Here is a 24,567-nt window from a genome sequence, read left to right on the forward strand (position 1 = left end):
TTAAAATTTCAGGTAAAAATCTTTAGTCAGCTCCCTGTATTCGGGCGTGTAATCGTGGTGTTTTTCGAATTCGATCATTAATTCTGATTCCTGAATCACGCATTCGGAATTGGTCAATTCAATCAATATCCTGAAAACAGGTTTCGGTGGGTTGGGTTTTACACGGCACAACCGCGAAATAAAAAGGCCATTCGATTGCGCCAGATTTTCAATTTCCGGAAGTGTTTCGATGGGCAAAACAAGAGCAATTCTTCCTTTCTCAGAAAGCATGCCAGTTGCTCCTGAAATTAAAACATCCAAAGGCAGCGAATCGGAATGACGAGCCTGTGCGCGGCTTTCGAGCGGCGCTTTTATGCCGTTAGTAAAGAATGGCGGATTGCTCACAATCAGATCATATTTCTGAGCTGTGCCTTCAGCAAACTCCTGTAAGCTGCACAATTCCAATCTAATCCGATCAGTCCACGACGATTGCTGACAATTCAGAGCTGCTTCGCTAAAAGCCTCCTGATCAACTTCAATGGCATCAATTTGCGCCCGATTGTTTTTCTGAGCCATCATCAGGGCGATCAGTCCGGTGCCGGTACCAATATCGAGAATTCGTTCAGCGCCTGAAGGATCAGCCCACGCCCCCAGCAATACGCCGTCCATGCCCACTTTCATGGCCGATCGTTCTTGAATAATCCAGAATTGCTTAAATTGGAAATAGTTATTTCGGGGCATAATTAAATAATCAGCAGTGTTTTTCCGATAGCGTCCCTCAGCTCTGACTCAACTTTTACCTGTTCTGCAAATTCGCGCCACCTTTCAACCACTTCCGAAATTTGGCTGATAATTTCCGGAGCCTTTTTTACATTCATCTGGCGGCCAACTTCCAATAAATCATCACGCGAAATTCCTTGCCGTTTGCCGTTTATACTGAGGGCATGTTGGCTTACCCAACTGCTTCCGGGACGGTAGGCATGGCAAATATCGTAAGCAGGCGCAAGCTTCCACTCTCCCACTTGATTCATTGTAAATGCAAAGTTTTTAGTATGATCGTCACAATTTTGGGCCATCACATTAAACACCATCCGGCGAAACATTTGTTCAGCTTCAGGGTAAGTCAGCCGCAGCATTCTCATCGTCTGAAACAGTTGCTCGTAGCTGTACGAATAAATGTCGTTAAAATCGTAGTGTATCAAGCCACAAAACGTTTGTACGTGCAATTTCTCGTTATCAGAGGGTCGATCGAACCGTCGGGTCATAAAATGAGCGCGTCCGTTCTCCTCGATCAATCTGCATTCGGTCATCTCAATGCCGCAATCCAGAGCCATCAGGTGGTAGGCCATCTCAACCCTGCCATAGCCCCAGGTTGCTCCAAACTGACTGTCATCGACCCCATCGAACTTAAGAAGCCATTGTGTAAAGCCTTCAGGAGCATCGGTCTGACCAGATCGGACTTCGCCCGTTTCAGCGTTCCAGGCAACAATTGCTTTTGCCCTGGCACCACCTGCTGAAGTTCCTATTTTCAGAATATCTGATAGAGATTTCTGTTCGTCGTGAGATAATTGAGACTGAAACGATTGTCTCCCGGTCAGGATTTGCTGTGCTACATCAACCAAACTTCCTATTTCCACAATGGTTGCCTGATTGGCAGATTTTGGTACTACCGGTTCGAACTCCAAGGCTCCCATTCCACGTTTTCCGATAAAGCAGAGCATTTCAACCGGGTTCATACTTCCTGAAGGGCGACCAACACGGGCAAGCCAGGTATTAATAAGCTCGTTCCCGTAACGATCGGGCAAAACATCGGCCAGCAAACCTGGCAAACCCTTAAATGTTTTGCTTCCGGCAAGTTCGCGAAATGAAAATATATTATCGGAGGCTTCTCTGATTGGCATTTTCAGTGGCGACACATCCAACCCATACTGGGAAAACGCCGGATCAAACTCAAAATCAGCAAATCCCGATTCTGAATTCCAATGAATAGCGCCAATGCGTTTATTCCAAATATTTATGAAAGCATTTTCAATCATCACCAATCGGGTAAAGAATATGGTTTTAGATCATCAGTTTTGTGGGTTCGGGCCCGCCTTCGCTTTTTCACTTCCAGCTTCGCAAGATACATGGGACTAATTTTCTCTTCAACCTGAAAAACTTTCAGGAACGACATTTGATTGAGCACTCTCAAAATCTGGATCAGAGAAAGGAGAGTTCCTCCACGACCGTTTTCGACCTGACTCAAGGTACTCCGGTTAACTCCGGCAGCATCGGCCACCTGTTGCTGACTCTTATTTTGACGAAGGCGTGTTTGCTGAACAAATTGGCCAATCTTTTCAAGCAATGCTCCATCGCTTAACTCATTCCAATTAATGTTTGTATTTTCCATCATTATATTGTATTTTAATAGTTATTGATGGTTTTTATACACAAATATAATACTTAATTGGAAATTAAATAAATTTTACCACTATTTTTACATATTCAGTTGGTTTTATACATCATTAACGTCAAATTAGTTTATTTATGTCGGTTTTTGACATCATAAAAATTCAAAATATAAATTCTTAAATCTTATCATCCGCCCCAATTTTCCCGATCCAGACTTCGGTACTGAATGGCTTCAGACAGATGATGACTTTCAACCCGCTCATTTCCTTCCAGATCGGCAATAGTGCGCGAAACTTTCAAAATACGATCGTAGGCACGAGCCGATAATCCGAGTTTCTCCATGGCATTTTTCAGCAAACTACTGCTAGCTTCGTCCAAATCGACATATTGACGGATCATTTTTGACGACATTTGAGCATTGCAAAAAACGCCCTCGCTTTTGGCAAACCGCTCGGACTGAATTTCGCGCGCCTTGATTACTCGCTCACGAATGGCTGAACTAGGTTCAGTAGCCGCTTGATCGGACAGTTTTTTGAACGGCACAGGCACTACTTCCAAATGAATGTCAATTCGGTCGAGCAATGGCCCTGAGATTTTATTAAGGTACTTGGGAACCATTCCCGGAGCACAAACGCACTCTTTGGTCGGATGATTATAGTATCCGCACGGACACGGATTCATCGAAGTCACCAGCATAAAACTTGCCGGATATTCAACCGTGAATTTTGCCCTTGAAATGGTGATTGTCCGATCTTCCAAGGGTTGCCGCATCACTTCGAGCACCTGCCTTTTGAACTCAGGAAGTTCGTCCAGGAAAAGGACTCCGTTGTGCGCGAGGCTAATTTCCCCTGGCTGAGGAAAGGCCCCTCCGCCAACGAGAGCTACATCAGAAATTGTATGGTGCGGACTCCTAAAAGGACGTTGAGTCATCAAAGAGGTATCGCGATCAATTTTCCCGACTACCGAATGAATTTTAGTGGTTTCCAGCGCTTCACGAAGGGTAAACGGTGGCAATATCGTAGGAATCCGTTTCGCCAACATGGTTTTTCCTGCACCAGGAGGACCAATCATGATAATGTTATGACCGCCGGCAGCAGCAATTTCCAGAGCACGCTTCACATTCTCCTGACCTTTAACGTCAGAGAAGTCGACATCACACTCGTTTACTTTCGAGAAAAACTCTTCGCGGGTATTGACAATGGTTTGCTCCAGTTCCACTTCGTCATTGAAAAACCCGACCACTTCGCTGAGGCTTTCTACGCCATAAACTTTCAAGGTATCGACCACAGCCGCTTCGCGTGCATTTTCCTTTGGAAGGATAAAACCTTCGAAACCTTCTTCGCGTGCTTTGATGGCAATGGGCAAGGCTCCTTTTACGGGCTGAAGATTTCCGTCGAGTGACAATTCGCCAACCATCAGGAAATTTGAAATTTTGTCTGATTTTATTTGTTCGTTCGCAGCAAGAATACCAATCGCAAGTGGCAAATCATAAGCCGAACCCTCTTTACGAATATCTGCCGGAGCCATGTTGATCACTACTTTTTTGTGGGGCCATTTAAAGTTATTGAGCCGCATGGCCGATTCGATGCGCTGCTGACTCTCTTTTACAGCATTATCAGGCAGGCCTACCATGAAAAATTTAATGCCCTGAGAAATTTCGGTCTCAATCGTAATTGTTGTTGCATCGATGCCATGAACGGCGCTGGCGAAAGTTTTGATCAGCATGAGATGGAAGTTAGAGAATTGATAATCCCTAATTTACAAAGACCTGTGCAGACAACCAAAATTATGATGTCTTTTTTGATTTTTAACCCGATTCATCAAATCAAACGTCTTTACCGCCTTCCATGAAGTCGAGTAAATAAAACATTCTGTTATTGACCTCGTTGATGAATTGAACATAGCCGAGAATCGTTTCGGCAGATTGAACATACCGGTCGATTACCAGTTCTTCGCCACAAAAAGTAATCATTTGATGAAGCGAATTCTCAGTTACTTCAAAGTGAAATTGCAATCCGATAACCTTATGATTATAAATAAATGCCTGATTTAAACAAGCCTCGCTCGAAGCAAGCCTGAGCGCTCCGGATGGCAAATCAAAAGTGTCGCCGTGCCAATGAAAAACAGGAAATGGATCGAGGTTTCCACTCAATAGATTTTTGTTCATTCCGTATTCTGTTGAAAAAACTGGATACCAACCGATTTCCTTTTCGGCATTTGGATAAACTTTTGCGCCCAGACTCGAAGCAATCAATTGCGCACCCAAGCAAATGCCAATTACCGTTTTCCCTGCCTGAATTGCATCCCGGATGAATTCTTTTTCAGCGGGCAACCAGTCAAATTTCATTTCGTCATAAACTCCCATCGGCCCACCCATAACAATTAACCAATCAAAATCAGCAAGTTTAGGCAAATTCGTGTTCTCATAAAATTTAGTTGCTGAAAGCGAATGTCCTTTAACTGATGCCCAATCGGCAATGCAACCCAAACCTTCAAAAGGAACGTGTTGCAGATAATGAATCCGGAGTGTTTTCATAGTTGTATTTGAATGTCAGATGAACAAAAACCTTAGAATCCTTTCAAATCAAGATTGGCACTATCGATCATAGTCACCCATTTGCCCATCTTTTTCTGAATAATCCGGAAATGATGCTGATCTTCAGGCGTAACAAACGAAATGGCCTCGCCGGGATTTTCAGCCCTACCGGTTCGTCCAATCCGGTGAACGTAGTCTTTGGGCGAGCGTGGCAATTCGTAGTTGATTACATGCGGCAAAAACTCAATGTCGATGCCACGCGCCAACAAATCGGTAGTGACCAAAACCCGAAGCGTACCCGTTTTAAACTCTCGCAAAGCTTCAGTTCTGGCGCCCTGACTTTTTTTGCTGTGAATTGAAACGGCATCGATTCCATTCTTGCAGAGTTTATCGGCCACATTATCGGCCTGAAAAGTTGAAGAGGTGAAAACCAATACCTGCTGCAGGTTGTTCTTTTTGATGATGTAGCGCAACAGCGGACCTTTCCTTTCCAGCGGAACAAAATAGCCCGTCTGCTCAATTAAATCAATGTTTTCTTTTTCCGGTTCAATTTTGATCACCACCGGATTGTTCAGAATAATTTGGTTGATACTGTCCAATTTATCACTCAACGTAGCCGAAAACAAAAGATTCTGACGTTTTTTTGGCAACAGTGCAAAAATGCGTGTCATCTCTTCCTGAAAACCAAGATTGAGCATTTTATCGGCCTCATCCAAAACCAACGTTTCAATTTCGGACAAGTGTACCGCTTTCGAATCAACCAGTTCAAGTAACCTTCCGGGAGTAGCAACCAAGACCTGAACACCCTGTAATCCTATCATTTGCGGATTAATTGAAACACCTCCAAAAACAGCAATCGTTTTTACACGTTCCGGAAGTTCGGTTCCAAATTGGATGAAAACATCACGAACCTGCACCGCCAATTCGCGGGTTGGCACCAAAACCAAAACCCGGGCATGCCGGTTTTTAGGAGCCACCTGACCTTGCAGATTCGTTAAAATAGGCAAAACATAACTCGCCGTTTTACCCGAACCCGTTGGGGCTATGCCCAACAAATCTTTTTGTTGCAAAATTGCCGGAATAGCTTCTTTTTGAATAGGGTACGGCTGTGTATAATGCTGCGCAGTCAAAATGTTCACAAGAGCAGGCGATAAACCGAAGGATGAAAAGGACATATTGAATTGAATAAGTTTCTGAGGCAAAGATAGAGGAATAAATTTTTAGTGAAGGAGAAAATTCGACACAGAGATTTCAAAATCAGCAGACTCAAAGCTTCGCCAATCATTTTTTCTGATAAACCCTGACATAATCAATCGCCATTGAACGTGGAAAAATGCTGTCGTCAATGCCCTGAGCGCCACCAAAAGTACCTCCAACAGCAACATTCAGGATAAGGTGAAACTGTTTATCGAAAGGCCAGACCAAGTATCCAGTTCCTTCATTCTTGAAAGTTTGGTAGAGTTTTGAATCAACATAAATCCGTAATTCTCTGCTTTCCCATTCAAGGATGTAATTATGAAATTGGGTATAACAATCAGGAACTCCAGTAATGGCTTGCTTTTGAGAATTACTCCGGAAATTGTAGGATTGCGTTTGAACAGTTGCGGAAATAAAATATGGAATATATCCCAAATTTTCCATAATGTCGATTTCCCCACTAGCAGGCCATCCACCATAAGCCCAATCGGTTGGCAGCATCCAAATTGCCGGCCACATCCCTACTCCTTCAGGAAGTTTGGCTCTCACCTCAATTCGTCCATACAGCCAGTCGCCTTTTGTTCGTGTGACTAACCGGGCTGAGGTATATTTTTTGCCCTCGAAATCTTCCTTTATGGCATTAATGAAAAGGTAACCACCTTTTACTTCGGCATTCGCTAAACGTGAATCGGTATAATATTGTGCTTCTTCGTTTCCCCAACCGCCTCCTCCAATATCATAGCTCCATTTTGACGCATCGGGCAACCCGGTGTAGTTAAATTCATCACTCCATACCAATTGATAACCCGCTGGTATTTCAGAGTCTGGACTCGGATCCTTTGGATTATCCTTACAACCTCCTGAAATTAACAAGGTCAAAACACAAACAAAAAAGAAGAATTGTTTCATTGGCCTGAATAATTTATACTACCAAAACCTTGATTTCCGGTTAAAAGTTTTCGATTACGCTAAGTCTTCAAACAATAACAACGATTAATAAACTTAAACATACCGATTAACTATTTAAAAAACAACACTTAAGATACAGGATAACCTAATTTTCAATCAATTCTCATTGGGAGCTGGGAAAATCAGCCAGTGTACCTTTTCAATCCATATCTCTGAGAGGCTGACAAATATCAATCACCAAAAAATACACTCAATATAATTACATATTCATGTTTATTAACACCTATAGGCTACGAATCAAAACTCAGCACATCATTTTGATTACAAATCATTTATTATTATACTCGCAAAACCAAAAATCGATTTATATATGAGCTACTCAGATTTATGCGAGCTCTGATTTAAATGTTAACTAACCAATTTAGAATTAACTTATGGAGAATTTCGAACAATTGAGAACTGTAAAATTTTACAGCGGTGAAGTTACGCCACTTGAAATGCATAAAGTGCGTGTAGTTCAAAAACTTAACCTTTTACCAATCGAAGAACGCAAAGAGTCAATATTTGGAGCCGGATTCAATACTTTTTTGCTTCAAAACAAGGATGTTTACCTCGACATGTTAACCGACTCAGGCACTAATGCCATGAGCGATAACCAGGTGGCAGCAATGAGTGTTGCTGATGATTCGTATGCAGGATCAGCCAGTTACACCAAACTCGAAAAAGCTATCAGCGACGTTTTCAATCAGAAATTCTTTCTTCCGGTTCATCAGGGCCGTGCCGCAGAACACATTATCGCCAAGTCTTTCTGCAAACCTGGAACCGTTGTTCCGATGAACTATCATTTCACCACAACCAAAGCTCACATCGAAATGATGGGTAGCGCTGTTGAAGAAATTTATACCGACGAAGCCCTCAAAACAAAAAGCAGTTTCCCATTCAAAGGAAACATGGACATCAATAAACTGAACAGGGTTATCGAAAAATGGGGCGCTGAAAATGTAGCCTATATCCGTTTTGAAGCCGGAACCAACCTGATCGGCGGTCAACCATTCTCAATGGCAAACCTTCGTGAAGTTTCAGCAATTGCGAAAACTCATGGCATCATGGTTCTGATGGATATCAGCTTGATCAACGAAAATCTCTACTTCATTAAAGTCAGGGAAGAAGGGTATCAAAATAAACCAATCAAGGATATTTTGCACGAGATGTTGAGCTACACTGATTTTTCTTATTTCTCAGGAAGAAAAGTTAGTTGTACGCGTGGTGGTGGAATATGCACAAACAATCATGATATTTACATGAAAATGCGTGACTGGGTGCCACTCTACGAAGGTTTCTTAACTTATGGAGGTATGAGTGTGCGTGAAATTGAAGCAATGTCAGTTGGTTTGTACGAAACCTTAGATTTTAATGTAATCAGCCATTCGCCAACATTTATCAAATATCTGGTCGATTCTCTTGATAAACGAGGTATTCCGGTAATCACACCTTCCGGCGGCTTGGGATGCCATTTGGATGCAGGGCAATTTTTATCGCACATTCCTCAAACCCAATATCCGGCCGGGGCGCTTGCCGCTGCCATGTATATTTGTTCAGGAATTCGTGGGATGGAACGCGGCACCATTTCGAGTGTTCGCGACGAAAATGGAGATGATGTTTTGGCCGATGTAGAACTACTCCGGTTGGCATTTCCTCGCCGGGTGTTTACTTTGTCGCAAATTAAATATGCCGAAGATCGTATCCAATGGCTTTATGACAACCGCCACCTTGTTGGTGGTCTGGAGTGGACAGAGGAACCTCCGGTTCTTCGTTTCTTCGTCGGAAAATTGAAACCGATCGGCGATTGGGTAGAAAAGCTTGTGGCCAAGTTCCGTGAAGATTTTGGAGACAGCCTGTAATGGCTGAAACAAACAACAAATAATTATCCCCCAAATTAGGTTTTCGCCCTGCATCCCTTTAGTTTGCAGGGCGATTTTTTATTGTACCCGGCCTTAACCTGATTTAAACCGTAGCCAAAAAATGGCAGGTTTTATTTCCCCGGCGAACCGATTCCAGAATTTTCACATCAATTGGGCGACCCAATGCTGTTTCAAAAATGGTTTGATGCGTGGCACGCGTACATTCGCAATGCAAATCGTTAGGTTTTGCCGGCCGAAATTTGGCTGCCGGACAATAGCATCCCTGCGAAACTTCACCGTAACGAATATGCACCGTATTTCCTTCTTTCCAGACTTCAAAGTTGTTTTTATAAGCTTCAATCAGCTTCTCTAAATCGCCCTTCCCCTTCACTGCAATATCGCTTTTAAACTTGTGGCGATTGAAGCAGCCACGTCCACATCCGGCCATCAATTTCACTTTAGTAGCTTCATCAAGTTCAGTTTCGATAGTCCCGATTAAATCAGAAAGCCAATTCTGAATAAACTCCTTCTCCTGAAGAAGATTTTTGTACTTTTCATCATCCGGAAGGGTTTCGGAAGCTATCAGGTTGTTTGCAGGTAATAAAAAACATCCGGCACAGGCACTAAGTGCAAGCGATCCCCGGAAAAAATCTTTTCTGTTCATGGCTTTGAGTTTAGCTTTAACAAAGAGACATTTTCCCAGAGAAATACCCTAATTAAAATAGTATGAATGACGGATCTATACGATTGAAAACCAAAACTAAAGCATTGGAGCTAAAATACGGGCAAACGACTCTTTGATTTTGTTTATCCGAGGCCGTTTTTGCCATTCCTCCAAGATAACCAGCTCGCTTTTTTCCTGATCTTCCAAAAATTGATTCGTTAGGACTTTGGCTATTTCTTCGTCATAAATCATGGCATTAACTTCAAAATTGGTTTCAAGGCTCCTGAAGTCCAGGTTTGCTGTTCCGACCGAAGAGAAAACACCATCAGAAACAATAACTTTGCTGTGCGTGAACCCTGCTTTGTAGAAATAAACTTTCACACCAGCTTCAAGTAACTCTTCAACATACGAATTTGTTCCCCATTTGGGAGTTATGGCATCCGATAAACCCGGTACAATAATCCGCACATCAATACCTCCCAAAGCCGAAGTTTTCAGAGCCGTAACAATATCATCAGTTGGCATCAGGTAAGGAGTAGAAATATACACATAATCGGTAGCCGAAGAAATAGCAACAAAATAAGCCTGGCTAATGCTTTCCCAATCCGAGTCCGGGCCACTGGCCGTCATCTGAACCAATTTTCCATTCCCCGATGCAAACGGCTTAAAGTAATCCTCACCTTTCAAAATCTCTTTCGAAACGAAATACCAGTCGGCCATAAAAATAATTTGAAGAGCTGTAGCGCCGCCACCTTTCACTTTTAGGTGCGTGTCGCGCCATGGGCCGATTCCCGGAACTCCATCCTGATAACGATCGGCAAAATTCAAACCTCCAACAAAAGCCGTTTCACCATCGACCACCAAAATTTTACGATGATTGCGGTAATTAACTCTGGAAGTCAGCATCGGGAAACGAACCTTCATAAAACAATCGACCTTGACTCCAGCATCCGACATCGACCTGATGAACTTCTTTTTCAGTTCCCAACTGCCCACATCGTCAAATATCAACCGGACTTCAATGCCTTCCTGAGCTTTCCTAATCAGAAGCTCTCTGAGATAATTCCCGATTCGGTCATTTTCAATAATATAATATTCAAGGTGAATGTGATGCTTCGCTTCCTCCATCGTGCGGAATATCTCCGGAAAGGTTTCTGCTCCATTGTGCAAAATCTGAACTTCGTTGTTGTTGGTCAAAATGGCGTTTGAATTGGAAAGCAACAAATTCATGAGCCTCTTTTTTGAATATAGCTTTTCGCTGATTTGAAAATGATTCTCCGGAAGGTTATCAAGTTGTTCCAAAGTTAAGTTCCGAAGTCTTTCAAGGTGTTTTAACCCCTTGCGCGAATACATTTTGGTTTTTCGATATTCCTGACCAAAAAACAAATAAATCACAATTCCAATAAACGGTAACAAAACCAAAACCAAAATCCAACTAATCGTTTTCTGAGGGTTTCGATTTTCTAAAATAATAAGAATAGCGGTAAAGACAACCGTTAGGAAATAAAGGATTGTAACCAAACTTGGCAATGATTTCCAAATATCGAGCAAAAAAGCCATCGGTTTTCTCTGAATTGTTTATTGCGACTAAATGTCATTAAAAAACGACATAAAAACAAGTGAAATTTGCAGCATCTTATACAATCGTCTCGAATCAAGAATTAACGTTGACATCGCAATACCCTTTAGCTTGAAATGCTGATCATTCCGTTCTGTATATAATAGATAACACAACAAGAAAGCATAAAATTCAGATAATCAAACGTGAACAATTAAATACCCTTCATGTTTAAATGTCGATGAAAACCAGAATCTATTCAATCTTTTTCCTTGGGGTGCTGATCTTGTATGTTTTGAGACCAGTTATGCCTTTCATTGAATACGCACTGAACAAGGATTATATTGCCAAAAATCTTTGCATCAACCGCGACAAACCCAAAAGTTGTTGCCAGGGGAGATGCCACTTAAAAAAGCAACTCGCCAAGAGCGATGAATCAAGCGATACAGCCAAAAGCGAATCGTCGCAAAAACAGCAAAGAACCCAGATCGACGATTTTTTGAAAATTCAACCTTGCATCAAAGACGATTTTGATGCCGTCTTGCGGAGTTATCCGGTTTTCTTACAGCCGCAAATCGCAATTCGTTTTGCTTCTGCCATTTTTGTTCCTCCCCAGCCGCAGTTCGACACACTCATTGTTTCGTAAGTTTTACCTGAAACTCATTTTTAAATGCCCGATCAAAATAAGGTTTTGATCATTTGATGCCGGATTCACACTAATTCCGTGAGTTCAGTTTCGTTGCATTCAAACGCTACAAAATTAGGATTCAGGATATGGTATTTTTTAGGTCGAAGGCATTGCTACACATTCAACTGTGGCGAAATGCATTTTAACGGCCAATAGTCTATTCAAAAAAAATAAAACATGAAAATCAGTTTTGTCAAAACAATATACTTTATAATTTTTTCAGCATTTCTTTTTTCGTGCACCAGTAACAACGACGAACCCATTGTTGATCCGCTTGACGGTTATACCAAACTTGCCGATGACTATGCTCTTGGCACTTCAGCAAAAGTTGAACTTTGGGGGCAAAAAAATTTCTTTATGGGTTACAATAAACTTATCGTGGTTTTATACGATTCATTAAACCTGAAAGAAAAAATTACCGATGCACACATTCAATTTTTGCCGCTCATGACCATGACGATGAACGGAATGATTACCCAACATGCAGCTCCCGTTGAAAATCCGGAAGAAAATGCTGTTGACGATGTTTTCCCCGGAGCGGTGGCTTTTGTCATGCCAACGTCAACCGGCGGAACATGGAAACTTGGCATATCTGTTCACAATCACAAGTCGGGGAAAGAAGGTGAAGCAAATTTCGACATCACTGTCGATAATCCGGCAACTGTAGTAATGAATGTTTTTACAACCATCACTCCTGATGCCAGCAAACTGGTTTTGTCGTTGCTCGAACCAATGGCGCCGAAGGTTGGAATGAACGACATTGAATTTACAATCCACCGAAAGGCAAGCATGATGGATTGGCCGGCTGATGACAGTTACACCATTGAGATTACTCCTGAAATGCCAAGCATGGGTCATGGCTCGCCCAACAATGTTAATCCAGTTAGCTCCGGAAATGGCCACTACAAAGGCAAAGTGAATTTCACCATGACCGGAGAATGGCGTGTAAATGTGCTGGTAAAGAAAGACGGACAAGCCGTCTCTAAGGATTTGTATTTCAATATAACCTTTTAAACAAAAAGAGGCTGTTTTAATGGTAATGTTTCAATGATAGCAATCACCACGTATTTAGTTCGGGGTCTGTCAGCCTTTCTGTTGAGATTCTGAAACCCCGCATGCCAAGCGAGCGGGCAGGAAGTTCAGGATGACAGGACTGATTACCTTGAAACAGCCTCATATTTTTCACTTATGAATAAGCTTTACCAAATGCTTCTACTGTCATTTTTGCCTGTAATCTCTATGGCACAAATGCCGGACAGAACGGATATGACTCGTGATACAATTCACCTGAGCGAGGTCGTCATTTCGGCAAACCTGCCGCTTGGCAATAAAGATTTGCTCGACTATTACCGAACCAACCATTTCGCAACTATCGACAACATCAATGCGCGACTGGAAGGGATGTCGCTCATCAAACGCGGCGCGTATGCGCTGGAACCCATGCTTCATGGTTTTTCAGGAGGGCAACTGAATGTGACCATCGACGGCATGAAAATGTTTGGCGCCTGCACCGACAAAATGGATCCGGTGACTTCGTACATCGAACCGACCAATTTGAAAAACATCTCCATCAACCAGGGAACCAACGGAAATATGAACGGCTGCAACGTTGGCGGCTCGGTTGATATGACCCTTCAGGAACCGGAAGAAACCAGCTCCGATATTCCTTTTACGTCCGTTGGGTTTGGCTACGAATCGGTGTCGCGCGGCAGGAATATACTCTTTTCTTCAGGACTAAGTAAAAACAAGTGGGCCTGGGGAATTGACGGTGTTTACCGCAAAAACGAAAATTACCGCGATGGCAACAACCAACTTATTCCATTTTCGCAATTCGAAAAAACCAACATTCATTCGGTCCTGAAATACACAACTTCAGGAAATAGCTTTATGAAAGCTGATTTTTTGTACGATCTGGCTCACAATGTGGGTTATCCGGCATTGCCCATGGACGTTTCGAAAGCGCGAGCCACGCTGGCAGCGCTCGAATTCAACAGAAACGGAAAAACCAAACTGAAAGCTAAAGTCTATTTCAATTCGGTTTTGCATGTCATGGACGACTCGAAACGCGACAGCACTTTCTTCCTGAAAAACAACACTACAGGAAAGAATGACACCGTTTTCATGCGCATGGACATGCCGGGCGAAAGTTCAACTTTTGGCACATACCTTCAGGCGGAACGATTTTGGAACCCGAAAAATAAGTTGAGCCTGAAAATTGACAATTACACCAATCATTCGCTGGCCGAAATGACAATGCACATGAACCGCAAATCGACCGTTCCGGAACCACCCATGTACATGCAAACCTGGCCCGAAATGCTCCGGAATGTTACAGGACTTTTTCTGCAGAATACAACCTTTGCATCAGATAAATTTCAGCTTACTGTAAACGGAAGGCTTGATTATAACATCGATGTTTTGCAATCGGAATACGGGCAGCAGCAATTTTCGGTATTCGGTTACTCGCTTGCCAAAAAGCAAAGCCGATTGGTAAAAAGCCTGAATCTATCGTCGCAATACAGCCTGGGAAAATACGTCTCGGCAAATGCGACGTTGGGTTATTCGGAGCGTCTGCCAACGATTACCGAACGACTGGGATTTTATTTGTACAATGCATACGACGGCTACGACTACATCGGGAATCCTTACATCAAAACCGAAAAATCAGATTTTATCCGGATGGAAATTCAACTGGCAAAAAGTAACTTAAAAATCAACTTAAGCCAATCGCTTAGTTTGGTACACGATTATATTCTGGGGATCACCAATCCGGATATTCCGCCGATGAATTTCTACACAAACGGAACTCGCATATATTCAAATATTCCATCCGCCCGACTATTCAGCACTGATTTGGATTTACTGTATACTCCGGTCAAAGCAATTTCCGTTTTCATGATCAGTAAGTTTACGTTTGGTGAGTTAAATTCAGGAGAAGCCATTCCGCTGATTCCTCCGCTGAAAAATATCATTTCGGTCAAATATCAAAAAGAAAATTTCTCAGTTCAGGTTGAAAATGAGTCGTCGCTGGCGCAAAACCGCATCAATAAAAGTTACGGAGAAACTACAAGTCCAGCCTATTCAATTTTTCAGGTAAAAGGAAGTTATGTCATTCATTTCAGGCATGTTGTTGCAGATATTGGGTGGGGAATTTCGAACCTTTTGAACAAAGCTTATTACGATCATTTGGATTGGGGTCGCATCAACCGGCCGGGCAGAAATGTGGAATTGCTTCTCAAATTCTCGTTCTGATTACTGATTTATTTGTTTTTCAGGACATGCAGTTTGCAATCGTCTAGTTTTCGGTAGGCAATAGTTTTTCCTGAAATATGAGGAGCGGCAACACCTTTCCCGAAAAATTGATTTCCAGTATAAACAAATGCTTCATCCCACAAATTCAGTTCAAGAAAACTATTCAACAATTCGCTGCCGCCTTCAACAATAACCGAAAGAATATCTCTTTTGTAGAGCTCTTCCATCATTTGTGGCAGAATATTCCGTCCGAAATCGAGTTTGATGAATTTCAGGTTTTCCCGATCCTCCTGATCAATCCCAGTAAAAACCCAGGTTGGAGCTTTGCCATCAAAAATGATCAAATTTGGGTTCAATCGTCCGGAGCGATCGAGCACCATTCGGATGGGTTGTGAGCCTGTCCATTCGCGTACAGTTAGCGCCGGATTATCATACTCTGCCGTATTTGTACCAATCAAGATGGCCGATTCTTCGGATCGCTGTTTGTGAACCAACCGTTTCGACAAAGCATTTGTAATCCAGGTCGGATGTTTCGTTTCGGTGCGATCGGTATCGATAAAACCATCGAGCGTTTGAGCCCATTTCAGGATAATATACGGTCGTTTTTGTTCGTGAAAAGTAAAAAACCGGCGGTTAATCGTTCGGCATTTTTTCTCCAGAAGTCCCACTTCAACCTCAATTCCTGCTTTTTGCATGCGCTCAATTCCTTTGCCGGCAACTGCAGCAAAGGGATCAATAGTTCCTATTACGACTTTAGGAATCTGGGTTTCGATGATCAAATCGGAGCACGGTGGAGTTTTCCCAAAATGCGCGCACGGTTCAAGCGAAACATACAAAGTTGACTCCTTCAGCAATTCCGGATTTTTTACCGAACGAATGGCATTCACTTCAGCATGAGGTTGCCCAAATTTTTCGTGGTAACCCTCTCCTATGATCTTCCCATTGTGCACAATTACACAACCGACCATGGGATTGGGAGCCACGTCACCTATTCCAAGCAGTGCAAGATCGAGACAACGTTGCATAAAAGTTTCGGGCGTACTCATCGGCGAAAAAATTAACTTTGGCAAAAATAACAATAATGAAAGCAGGTATTGCATTCGTCAAAAAAGAATTGGAAGGAATCTACGCGAGAGAGGAAATTGAGAGCTTGACTTTCCTGATTTTTGAGAAGTTGAAAGGATACTCGCGCACACAGTTTTTGTTGGCGAAAGACGAAAAACTCTGCCAGGAAGAGTTTTCAGAAATCGAAAAAATAGTTGCGCGCCTTAAAAATCATGAACCAATCCAGTACATTCTGGGAACGACTGAATTTTATGGATTGCCATTCTATACAGTTCCTGAAGTGTTGATTCCGCGCCCGGAAACGGAGGAGCTTGTGCAATGGATCATTCAGGAAAATAAAAGTTCGAAACCATCCATTCTGGATATTGGAACAGGAACAGGCTGTATCGCCATTTCACTCCAAAAAAACATACCTCAATCGACAGTTTTGGCCTGCGACATTTCGCCTGTTTGTCTCGAAACCGCCAAACGGAATTCGGAGCTAAATTCCGCTGAAGTCTCTGTCATTCCATATGATATTTTAAACAATGTACCTGACTTTAGTTTTCCTGAACTGGATATTATTGTAAGCAACCCACCTTACATTCGTGAAAAAGAAAAGCCCCTGATGGAGAAAAATGTGCTTGACCACGAACCCGAATTGGCCTTGTTCGTATCTAATGAACAACCCTTGATTTTCTACCAACGGATTGCCGATTTCTCCAGAATTCACCTAAAGAATCAAGGTCATCTCTACTTCGAAATTAACGAAGCTTTTGGACCGGAATGTTACGAAATGCTTCAGGAGAAAGGGTTTTCGGAAATTATACTAAAAAAAGACATTCACGGTAAAGACCGAATGATTGGATGCCGTTGGGTTCTGTAATTGGATTTCTTTGCTCTTCTTTATTCTGTCTTCTGACTCCCAAAATTTCCTATATTTGTTGAAGGAGCAAGCGATCAAATGTGAAGTTGGAATCTAAACCACAATCTCGTTGAAACAGTTTTTTGTATATACCCTTTTCCTTTTTAATCTGATAGCAGCAGCGGCACTTGTGTTTGCAACCATATCAGTTTTTCTAAGCCCCGAAAAGCTTTGGTTTGCTGCCTTATTCGGAATGGCATATCCATACATTCTGGTGATCAATCTTATTTTCATCGTATTATGGATATTTCTCAAGCCTGTATTTATCCTTTTATCCCTGGTTGTTATTCTATCCGGGTATAACCAAATTGGCAACTATCTGCAATTTCATGGACAGCAAACAAAGGAAAAGGGGATTAAGATTATCAGTTACAATGTCAAGTATTTTATGGGAAGCAATCAGTTTCCGACCAAAGAAAATGCCGATCATATTTTGGATTATTTGCGACAAAATAATGCTGATATTATTTGTTTACAGGAAGTAAGACTAAACAAACGGCAGATTTTTGATGTAGCCAACAGTAAACTTCCGCAGATTAGTCACATGCAATTGGCCCATACCAGTCATGAAGGAGGGCAGCTTACGCTAACCCGTTTCCCAATCCTGAACATGGGTGAAATTAGATTCAACAATTCTGGGAACATGATTATTTATACCGATATTTTACTGAATTCGGATACGGTAAGAGTTTATAATTGCCACCTTCAATCGTACCGCTTACGCCCAACCGAAATCAATTCAATCGACTCGATGAATTTTGAAAACCAGAAGAAAACGATGACTCAAATAAAGGAGTTGAGCGCGAAATTCAAAGATGCCATCATCAAAAGAGCCGAGCAGGCAGCCACCTTGCGCGAACATCTGAATCAGTGTCCCTATCCGGTAATTGTTTGCGGCGATTTCAATGATACCCCGGTCTCGTTTACATACCGAACTGTTCGGGGCGATCTGAAAGATTCGTTTACCGATTCAGGAAAAGGAACAGCCAATACATACAACGGAAAACTGCCATCGTTCCGGATCGATTACATTTTATACAGCCCTAAATTTACCAGTTATAATTTCGAAGTTTCCTCGCTAAATCACTCCGATCATTACCCTATTAGCTGCGACTTATTTCCAGCAGAAAAGTAAAACAAAACCATTGCTCTAGCTTTTTAGCCTTCAATAATTACTTATTGTTGTGTTAAGTTATTGTATTTTTTTGCTCAAGACTTTTAATTCTGAAAAAAGGATTTATATTTGCATACCGATCGTTTAGTATGTAAAGATATGGATAACACAAAAGATTTTATCATCGAAGAATCGTTTAAGCTATTTTTAAATAGTAGCTACGAAGCAGTCTCAATTAGCGACATCAGTAAAGCCATTGGATTAACCAAAGGTGCTTTGTATCATCACTTTAAAAATAAAGAAGAATTGTTCATTGGTGTAATTGACAAATACTTCCGAATCGTCGCATTTGATGCTGAAATTGAAACAATAACGCTTGAAGAGTTCATTCAATTGTCAGTCAAGCAAACGGAAAAGATTTTTAGATCATTATTCCAGCATTCGATGACTTTTTCGCCAATCTCCTATATTTCACTGATTGCCGATGCATTAAAGCATTATCCTGGCTTTGCCGAAAATCAAGGAAACTTCATCAATGGCGAAATAGAAAAAACTGTTCAGGTTTTGAAAAATGCAATTTCAAATGGTGAGATCAGAAGCGATATTGATCCTGACCTTGTAGCAAACAATTTCTTCGCAATTAACATGGGACTTGCCGGAAATGTAATGCGAAACTTCTCGATTGAAGACGCCATTGAACTGCTAAAAAAACAAACATCTGAATTTTATAAACTTCTAAAAAAATAAATTCGACTTAATCCAAAATGAAATATTTAATTCCGGACACAACACATACCAGTCGTTCAGTATCTTTCAATAAAACATACCGGTTGTTTAGTATGTTTTATTATCAGCCACATACCAGTCGTTCAGTATCTAATAATTAAACAATGATAGTTATGCAGAAAACAATGATTTTATCAGCAATCGTAATCATCTTATTCGGTTGCAAACAGAAACAAGAAGCAGTTAAACAAGAAGTTACTGCCATTAAAGTAAAAGCGCAGGCCGTGCAAACATTTAATGGTTTGTCCGACCTGCGCTACAGCGGAACCGTCGAGGCTGCACAAACTATTCCGCTTTCGTTCCAAAGTTCAGGAACTGTAGAGCAGGTTTTGGTACAGGAGGGAGATGCCGTGCGTAAAGGACAATTGCTGGCTACAGTCAATAAGGCCGACAATCAAAGTATGTATAATTTGTCGCTGGCCACCTACCAGCAGGCCAAAGATGCCTACGACCGCCTCAAACAAGTTTACGATAACGGCAGTTTGTCGGAAGTTAAATGGGTGGAGATGGAAACGAACCTGAAAAAGGCAGAATCGCAGTTGCAGGTCTCCAAAAACAGCCTTGAGAAATGCAATTTATATGCGCCTGTTAGTGGAATTATCGGTAAACGAAATGTTGAACCGGGCCAGTCGTCCCTTTCTAGTTTTTCTCCTTTGGAACTGGTGAAAATTGAGACCATTCTGGTAAAAATATCAGTTCCTGAAAACGAAATTGGGAAAATAAAAAAAGGCATGAACGCTTCGTTTACCATCTCGGCACTCGAAAATAAACAATACGAAGGAACAATAACGAATGTGGGAGTTGTTGCCGACCAGTTTTCAAGAACCTACGAGGTGAAAATAACAGTGAAGAATACGAATCTTGAAATTAAACCTGGAATGGTTTGCGATGTGACATTGAATACAACCGCCGAAAAGCAAATGGTTTTGATCCCATACAATGCCATATCAAAAGATACCGATGGCAGTTCATTTGTGTATGTTGTTACCGACGATCAGAAAAGCGTCAGAAAACAGATCGTTAAACTTGGAGACTACCAGAATAATGGTTTAGAGATACTTAGCGGATTAACAGCAAACCAGTCAATTGTGGTGGAAGGAAAAGAGAAACTAACAGACAACAGTCAAATTATCCTTTAATATGAGCCATAAAAAGACTGGGTTTATCGAGGCCGCCATGCGGAATCGTAACATTGTTATTCTTATCGCTGTTTTATTTATGCTGGTCGGGGGAATTGCCCTGAAAAAAATGGCCAGAAACGAATTTCCACAATTCACTATCCGCCAGGGAGTTGTTGTTGGAGTTTATCCGGGAGCCACTTCTGCAGAAGTTGAAGCACAGCTGACTACGGTTGTCGAGAATTATATTTTCGGATATTCGGAAGTAAAAAAAGCCAAGACCTATTCCCAATCGAAAGAGGGAATGATGTACATTTTTGTTGAGCTAAACGACAATGTGAAAAATGCCGATCAGTTCTGGTCGAAACTCAAACACGGATTGAGCGAAATGAAAGGAACATTACCTTCAGGAGTTCTTGCATTGGTGGCCAACTCCGACTTTGGTGATACTTCGGCTTTACTTATCACCTTGTCGTCGGACACAAAGAGTTACAAAGAGCTTGAAAAAGAACTGAAAAAGCTCGAAGCCGAATGCCGCAAATTACCGGCAACTTCAAAAATTAAACATTTCGGACTTCAGAAAGAAAAGATATTTGTAAACGTAAAGCCTGAATTGCTGAACGAATACAACATTAAATCGATCTCACTGCTAGGATCTTACATGCCCAATGGGATGGTTAATTACGCCGGAACGTTAAAAGATGGCAAATACAATCTGGCAATTCACCTTCCAAATAGCTTCGAATCGGAAAAAGACCTGGCCGACCAGATTGTTTATTCCGACCCCAAAGGGAATGTGGTCAGACTTAAAAACATAGCCACCATCGAACGCCGTTATGACGATCCGGACAATTACATCAGACAGAACGGGAAGAAGACCATCTTACTTTCGCTCGAAATGCAAACCGGCAACAACATTGTTGAATATGGCGCTGATGTTGATAAAGCCATTGAAACTTTCAAGAAAAATTCATCACCCGAAATTGAAGTGGCTAAAATATCGGAATTACCCAAATATGTGGATGAGTCGGTTTCGAATTTTATGCGCGAATTTCTGATTGCTATCATCGCTGTTATTCTGGTAACCATGTTGTTGCTTCCGATGCGTGTGGCTTCGGTAGCCGGAATTACGGTGCCAATCTCTGTCTTAATTACGCTGGCTTTCCTTTATTTCTTTGGCATTGAACTTCATACAGTTTCTCTGGCTGGACTTATTCTGGTTTTGGGGATGATTGTTGACAACTCAATTGTGGTAATTGATAATCATGTTGAGAAAATCGACCATCGGATTTCGCCTTGGCACGCGGCCATAAAAAGCGCAAAAGAGCTGCTAACCCCAATTATAACTGCCACGCTGGCCATCATGGCAGCTTATATTCCACTTGGCTTTATGGTACCCGGAACTGCGGGCGAATTTATGCAGCCACTTCCAATCGTGATCAGTATAGCATTAATTGTATCAGTTTTGGTTGCAGTTCTTTTGGTTCCCTATCTCAATTTCGTGTTCATTAAAAAGGGATTGAAGAAACCTGAATCGGAAAAGAAAAGCAAATCACTGCTTGACATTTTACAGGGTTGGTTCGATTCTTCGCTCGAATGGGCTTTCAAAAATCCTAAAACGATCCTATTGGGAGGCGTTGCGTCCATTGTTCTGGCCATAGTTCTATTTAAAAATCTCGATCAGCAGATGTTCCCCGAAATGGAACGTAACCAGTTTGCCGTTGAGGTTTATCTCCCTACCGGATCGTCGCTCGAAAGTACGGCACAGGTTGTGGATAGCCTCGAAAAAGTGTTGATGAAAGATAATCGTGTAACCAATGTAACCAGTTTTATTGGTACCAGTTCGCCACGTTTCCACACGGTTTATGCGCCTAATATGCCATCGCCAAACTATGGGCAATTGCTCATCAATACCATATCGAACGAGGCTACCCGGGCAGTTGTAACAGATTACAGCTCAAAATATACCGATGGTTTTACCAATGCACATGTCAAGTTTAAAATATTGGCACTTCAAGCATCCAAAGCCCCGGTCGAAATCCGTATTTCATCTGATTCAATTAAAGATATTCGAAGCACCGAGGCGCAAATCAACGAAATTCTGAAGAAAACCAAATCGGTTGGTTGGGTTCGCGACGACTGGGACCAAAAACAACAAATCCTGAAAGTGAATCTCGACCGCGACAAAGCCAACCGGATGAGCTATTCAAAATCGATGGTTTCAACATCCCTGATGATCGGACTTGATGGATTGCCACTTACTACCATTTGGGAAAACGACTATCCGGTTGATGTTCGTTTGTCGCAGGAAACCAAGGGACCCAAAAATCTGAACACGCTTAGCAACCAATACATTACATCTCCGATTGGTTTTACCGGAACTCCTTTACGTTCGTTTGCCACTTTTTCGCCTGATTGGACTGAAGGTTGCATCGTTCGCCGGAACGGGACAAGAACATTAACCATGTTAATTGATAATCAACCAGAACGGGCAGCTTCAGCCATCTTCGAGGAAGTTAGGGCTCAAATTGAAAAGCTGAAACTTCCGGAAGGAACATCCATTAATTACGGTGGCGATTATGAAGGGCAGCAGGAAACATTCATCCCGATGTCGTACGCCTTAGCATTGAGCATCGTGTTGATATTCTTCATTATCCTGTTCCAGTTTAAGAAGATCAAACTATCGTTAATAATCATGTTAACCATGATTTTGTCGCTTCCCGGAACTGCAATCGGCTTGAATTTAATGGGCTACCCTTTCAGCACGACTGCTTTCATCGGAATTATAAGTCTCTGTGGAATGGTGGTGCGAAACGGAATTATCCTGATTGATTACGCTACAGAGCTGAAGGAAAAACAACGAATGCCGATCCACGAGGCAGCGCTGGCAGCAGGGAAACGACGTATGCGCCCTATATTCCTGACTTCGGCAGCAGCTTCAGCAGGAGTTATAACGATGATAATCAGTCGATCGCCATTATGGGGTCCGGTTGGCACAGTCATTTGTTTTGGGTTACTGGTTGCTATGGTTTTAACCCTTTATATTCTGCCAATTCTTTACTCGCTGGCTTACACTGATAAATCAAAATCAGGAGAAGGATTCTGGACAGTTCCGCCTAAAGTGCAGAAGCATAAGCACAAACAGATTATTACTTCAGTAGTAGTTTTAATGTTGATTTTTGCTTCGAATACCCAGGCGCAATCGTTGAGTTTGGATTCGTGCAAACATTTGGCCATCCAGAACAACAAAAAAATTATTGAGGCTGGTTACGAAGTGAGATCGTCGGAAGAAGTTCGGAAAAATGCTTACACCAACTATTTCCCAAAAGTAAGCGCCAGCGCAATGGCCATGAAAGCTACAGATTACCTGATAAAGGGAAATATCCCGCAGATGAATTTACCAGTGTACGACGGCGATTTGGCAAACCTGGAAGGCGCTACCCAGTATGCGTACGTTCCGTCAATCCCAATCAATGCCATTGACTATATGAATATGGCCACAGTATCGGTAGCTATGCCCATTTATGTTGGTGGGCAAATCAGAAATGGAAATAAACTGGCAGCCCTGGGGGAAGAAGTAAGCCGTAAACAACAGGAAATGACGACCACCGACGTACTCATCCGCACGGAACAACTGTACTGGACCACTATTGGCCTGATCGAGAAGCTCAAAACACTTGAAAGTTATGGCGAATTGCTTGTTACCCTAAATAAAGATGTAAGTAATTATACAAAAGCCGGCTTGACCCAGCGCAACGATTTACTAAAAGTACAGCTCAAACAGAACGAATGGCAATCGAACCGGTTGAAGTTGCAAAATGGTATTGCTCTTACCAAAAGAGCTTTGTGCCAGCATATTGGAATAGGTTATGATTCGTTGCTGGTTCTTTCGGACAAACCGCTGACCAAAGGAGTAATTTCAGAAACGGTTTCGTCGAATGAGTCCGTTACCAATCGCAATGAATACCAATTGCTTAACAAAGCCGCCGAAGCTGAAGAACTTCAGTTAAAAATGAAACGGGGAGAGCTTATGCCTCAATTGGCAGTAAGTGGCATCGTGACAGCTGTTGATGTGATGGACTCAAACCTGACGCAAAAAATTGGGTTAATCAATTTGAGTATTCCAATTTCCGACTGGTGGGGAGGTTCGCATAAAATTAAAGAGCAACAACTTAAAATTGAAAAAGCACATAACAAACTTCAGGAAACCTCGGAGCTGCTTTCATTACAGATTGAACAGGCAAAGAACGAAAAGCAGGAAAGCCTTGAACAGATAAAACTGGCAGAAAAAGCAGTCGAACAGGCCAAAGAGAACTTGAAGGTAACCGAAGATAATTATCGCACCGGGAATATTGGAATTTCTGATCTGCTGGAAGCACAGGCGCTTTTTCAATCGACAAATGACAACCTGACCAACTCTCGATGCAATTACGAGATTTCAAAATCAAAATATATGCAAGCCATAGGAAAGTATGAATAGGCTTAAAATATAATTGCATAACAAA

19 protein-coding genes are annotated in these 24,567 nt (G+C 42.0%); 9 read left to right on the plus strand and 10 right to left on the minus strand.

Annotation, left to right across the window (positions count from 1 at the left end):
* The 7 genes from AQPE_RS08720 to AQPE_RS08750 form a co-directional block, all read right to left on the minus strand.
* The gene (locus AQPE_RS08720; RefSeq protein WP_318350675.1) at positions 1–720 is read right to left on the minus strand and encodes a tRNA1(Val) (adenine(37)-N6)-methyltransferase; all 720 of its coding nucleotides are present in this window, start codon (positions 718–720) and stop codon (positions 1–3) included.
* A gap of 2 nt (positions 721–722) precedes the next feature.
* Positions 723–2,015 carry a type II toxin-antitoxin system HipA family toxin gene (locus tag AQPE_RS08725; RefSeq protein WP_318350676.1) on the minus strand — a complete coding sequence of 431 codons (1,293 nt, stop codon included), beginning with the start codon at positions 2,013–2,015 and terminating at the stop codon, positions 723–725.
* Complete coding sequence (locus tag AQPE_RS08730) at positions 2,015–2,371, minus strand: helix-turn-helix domain-containing protein (protein WP_318350677.1); 357 nt, start codon at positions 2,369–2,371, stop codon at positions 2,015–2,017. Before AQPE_RS08730 ends, AQPE_RS08725 begins: the two co-directional genes overlap by 1 nt.
* Before the next feature lie 185 nt (positions 2,372–2,556).
* Positions 2,557–4,095, minus strand: coding sequence for a YifB family Mg chelatase-like AAA ATPase (locus tag AQPE_RS08735; RefSeq protein WP_318350678.1), 1,539 nt, complete (start codon positions 4,093–4,095; stop codon positions 2,557–2,559).
* 100 nt (positions 4,096–4,195) lie between these two features.
* Positions 4,196–4,906, minus strand: coding sequence for a type 1 glutamine amidotransferase (locus AQPE_RS08740; RefSeq protein WP_318350679.1), 711 nt, complete (start codon positions 4,904–4,906; stop codon positions 4,196–4,198).
* Between the two features lie 32 nt (positions 4,907–4,938).
* Entirely contained in the window at positions 4,939–6,081 is a 1,143-nt protein-coding gene (locus AQPE_RS08745; RefSeq protein ID WP_318350680.1) for a DEAD/DEAH box helicase, read from the minus strand.
* A gap of 106 nt (positions 6,082–6,187) precedes the next feature.
* A complete protein-coding gene (locus tag AQPE_RS08750; RefSeq protein WP_318350681.1) occupies positions 6,188–7,012 on the minus strand; it encodes a glycoside hydrolase family 16 protein in 825 nt (274 codons plus the stop codon).
* A 434-nt stretch (positions 7,013–7,446) separates the two neighbouring features.
* On the opposite strand from AQPE_RS08750, the gene AQPE_RS08755 reads away from it, so the two are divergent.
* A complete protein-coding gene (locus AQPE_RS08755; RefSeq protein ID WP_318350682.1) occupies positions 7,447–8,913 on the plus strand; it encodes a tryptophanase in 1,467 nt (488 codons plus the stop codon).
* Positions 8,914–9,016: 103 nt separating this feature from the next.
* Here AQPE_RS08755 and AQPE_RS08760 read toward each other — a convergent pair whose 3' ends face one another.
* Both AQPE_RS08760 and cls read right to left on the minus strand, forming a co-directional pair.
* Positions 9,017–9,577, minus strand: a complete 561-nt coding sequence (locus tag AQPE_RS08760; protein WP_318350683.1) for a hypothetical protein — start codon at positions 9,575–9,577, stop codon at positions 9,017–9,019.
* Positions 9,578–9,673: 96 nt separating this feature from the next.
* A complete protein-coding gene (gene cls, locus AQPE_RS08765) occupies positions 9,674–11,137 on the minus strand; it encodes a cardiolipin synthase (protein WP_318350684.1) in 1,464 nt (487 codons plus the stop codon).
* A 239-nt stretch (positions 11,138–11,376) separates the two neighbouring features.
* Between cls and AQPE_RS08770 the strand changes: the two genes are divergently transcribed.
* From AQPE_RS08770 to AQPE_RS08780, 3 genes are all read left to right on the plus strand, one after another.
* Positions 11,377–11,781, plus strand: a complete 405-nt coding sequence (locus AQPE_RS08770; protein WP_318350685.1) for a hypothetical protein — start codon at positions 11,377–11,379, stop codon at positions 11,779–11,781.
* Positions 11,782–12,000: 219 nt separating this feature from the next.
* Positions 12,001–12,837 carry a FixH family protein gene (locus tag AQPE_RS08775; protein WP_318350686.1) on the plus strand — a complete coding sequence of 279 codons (837 nt, stop codon included), beginning with the start codon at positions 12,001–12,003 and terminating at the stop codon, positions 12,835–12,837.
* A gap of 174 nt (positions 12,838–13,011) precedes the next feature.
* Complete coding sequence (locus AQPE_RS08780; RefSeq protein ID WP_318350687.1) at positions 13,012–15,075, plus strand: TonB-dependent receptor domain-containing protein; 2,064 nt, start codon at positions 13,012–13,014, stop codon at positions 15,073–15,075.
* A gap of 8 nt (positions 15,076–15,083) precedes the next feature.
* Here the strand turns inward: AQPE_RS08780 and ribD are convergent, their stop codons facing one another.
* Entirely contained in the window at positions 15,084–16,121 is a 1,038-nt protein-coding gene (gene ribD, locus AQPE_RS08785; protein ID WP_318350688.1) for a bifunctional diaminohydroxyphosphoribosylaminopyrimidine deaminase/5-amino-6-(5-phosphoribosylamino)uracil reductase RibD, read from the minus strand.
* Positions 16,122–16,156: 35 nt separating this feature from the next.
* Between ribD and prmC the strand changes: the two genes are divergently transcribed.
* The 5 genes from prmC to AQPE_RS08810 all read left to right on the plus strand — a co-directional run bounded on the left by prmC (position 16,157) and on the right by AQPE_RS08810 (position 24,542).
* Positions 16,157–17,005: a peptide chain release factor N(5)-glutamine methyltransferase gene (gene prmC / locus AQPE_RS08790; RefSeq protein ID WP_318350689.1), complete on the plus strand. Its 849-nt coding sequence runs from the start codon at positions 16,157–16,159 to the stop codon at positions 17,003–17,005.
* A gap of 109 nt (positions 17,006–17,114) precedes the next feature.
* Positions 17,115–18,179, plus strand: coding sequence for an endonuclease/exonuclease/phosphatase family protein (locus AQPE_RS08795; RefSeq protein ID WP_318350690.1), 1,065 nt, complete (start codon positions 17,115–17,117; stop codon positions 18,177–18,179).
* A gap of 138 nt (positions 18,180–18,317) precedes the next feature.
* The gene (locus AQPE_RS08800) at positions 18,318–18,905 is read left to right on the plus strand and encodes a TetR/AcrR family transcriptional regulator (protein WP_318350691.1); all 588 of its coding nucleotides are present in this window, start codon (positions 18,318–18,320) and stop codon (positions 18,903–18,905) included.
* A 152-nt stretch (positions 18,906–19,057) separates the two neighbouring features.
* Entirely contained in the window at positions 19,058–20,083 is a 1,026-nt protein-coding gene (locus tag AQPE_RS08805; protein WP_318350692.1) for an efflux RND transporter periplasmic adaptor subunit, read from the plus strand.
* A gap of 1 nt (position 20,084) precedes the next feature.
* Positions 20,085–24,542, plus strand: a complete 4,458-nt coding sequence (locus tag AQPE_RS08810; protein ID WP_318350693.1) for an efflux RND transporter permease subunit — start codon at positions 20,085–20,087, stop codon at positions 24,540–24,542.
* The last annotated feature ends 25 nt before the right edge of the window (positions 24,543–24,567 follow it).

It is taken from the genome of Aquipluma nitroreducens, assembly GCF_009689585.1.
Classification (GTDB): domain Bacteria; phylum Bacteroidota; class Bacteroidia; order Bacteroidales; family Prolixibacteraceae; genus Aquipluma; species Aquipluma nitroreducens.

What these genes read in the sequence shown, in the direction of transcription:
- AQPE_RS08755 (WP_318350682.1), top strand. Translation starts at nt 7,447, where the DNA reads ATGGAGAATTTCGAACAATTGAGAACTGTAAAATTTTACAGCGGTGAA.
- AQPE_RS08745 (WP_318350680.1), bottom strand. Translation starts at nt 6,081, where the DNA reads ATGTCCTTTTCATCCTTCGGTTTATCGCCTGCTCTTGTGAACATTTTG.
- AQPE_RS08800 (WP_318350691.1), top strand. Translation starts at nt 18,318, where the DNA reads ATGGATAACACAAAAGATTTTATCATCGAAGAATCGTTTAAGCTATTT.
- AQPE_RS08750 (WP_318350681.1), bottom strand. Translation starts at nt 7,012, where the DNA reads ATGAAACAATTCTTCTTTTTTGTTTGTGTTTTGACCTTGTTAATTTCA.
- cls (WP_318350684.1), bottom strand. Translation starts at nt 11,137, where the DNA reads ATGGCTTTTTTGCTCGATATTTGGAAATCATTGCCAAGTTTGGTTACA.
- AQPE_RS08805 (WP_318350692.1), top strand. Translation starts at nt 19,058, where the DNA reads ATGCAGAAAACAATGATTTTATCAGCAATCGTAATCATCTTATTCGGT.
- AQPE_RS08780 (WP_318350687.1), top strand. Translation starts at nt 13,012, where the DNA reads ATGAATAAGCTTTACCAAATGCTTCTACTGTCATTTTTGCCTGTAATC.
- AQPE_RS08735 (WP_318350678.1), bottom strand. Translation starts at nt 4,095, where the DNA reads ATGCTGATCAAAACTTTCGCCAGCGCCGTTCATGGCATCGATGCAACA.
- AQPE_RS08725 (WP_318350676.1), bottom strand. Translation starts at nt 2,015, where the DNA reads ATGATTGAAAATGCTTTCATAAATATTTGGAATAAACGCATTGGCGCT.
- AQPE_RS08775 (WP_318350686.1), top strand. Translation starts at nt 12,001, where the DNA reads ATGAAAATCAGTTTTGTCAAAACAATATACTTTATAATTTTTTCAGCA.
- AQPE_RS08770 (WP_318350685.1), top strand. Translation starts at nt 11,377, where the DNA reads ATGAAAACCAGAATCTATTCAATCTTTTTCCTTGGGGTGCTGATCTTG.
- AQPE_RS08760 (WP_318350683.1), bottom strand. Translation starts at nt 9,577, where the DNA reads ATGAACAGAAAAGATTTTTTCCGGGGATCGCTTGCACTTAGTGCCTGT.
- AQPE_RS08810 (WP_318350693.1), top strand. Translation starts at nt 20,085, where the DNA reads ATGAGCCATAAAAAGACTGGGTTTATCGAGGCCGCCATGCGGAATCGT.
- AQPE_RS08730 (WP_318350677.1), bottom strand. Translation starts at nt 2,371, where the DNA reads ATGATGGAAAATACAAACATTAATTGGAATGAGTTAAGCGATGGAGCA.
- ribD (WP_318350688.1), bottom strand. Translation starts at nt 16,121, where the DNA reads ATGAGTACGCCCGAAACTTTTATGCAACGTTGTCTCGATCTTGCACTG.
- AQPE_RS08720 (WP_318350675.1), bottom strand. Translation starts at nt 720, where the DNA reads ATGCCCCGAAATAACTATTTCCAATTTAAGCAATTCTGGATTATTCAA.
- AQPE_RS08740 (WP_318350679.1), bottom strand. Translation starts at nt 4,906, where the DNA reads ATGAAAACACTCCGGATTCATTATCTGCAACACGTTCCTTTTGAAGGT.
- prmC (WP_318350689.1), top strand. Translation starts at nt 16,157, where the DNA reads ATGAAAGCAGGTATTGCATTCGTCAAAAAAGAATTGGAAGGAATCTAC.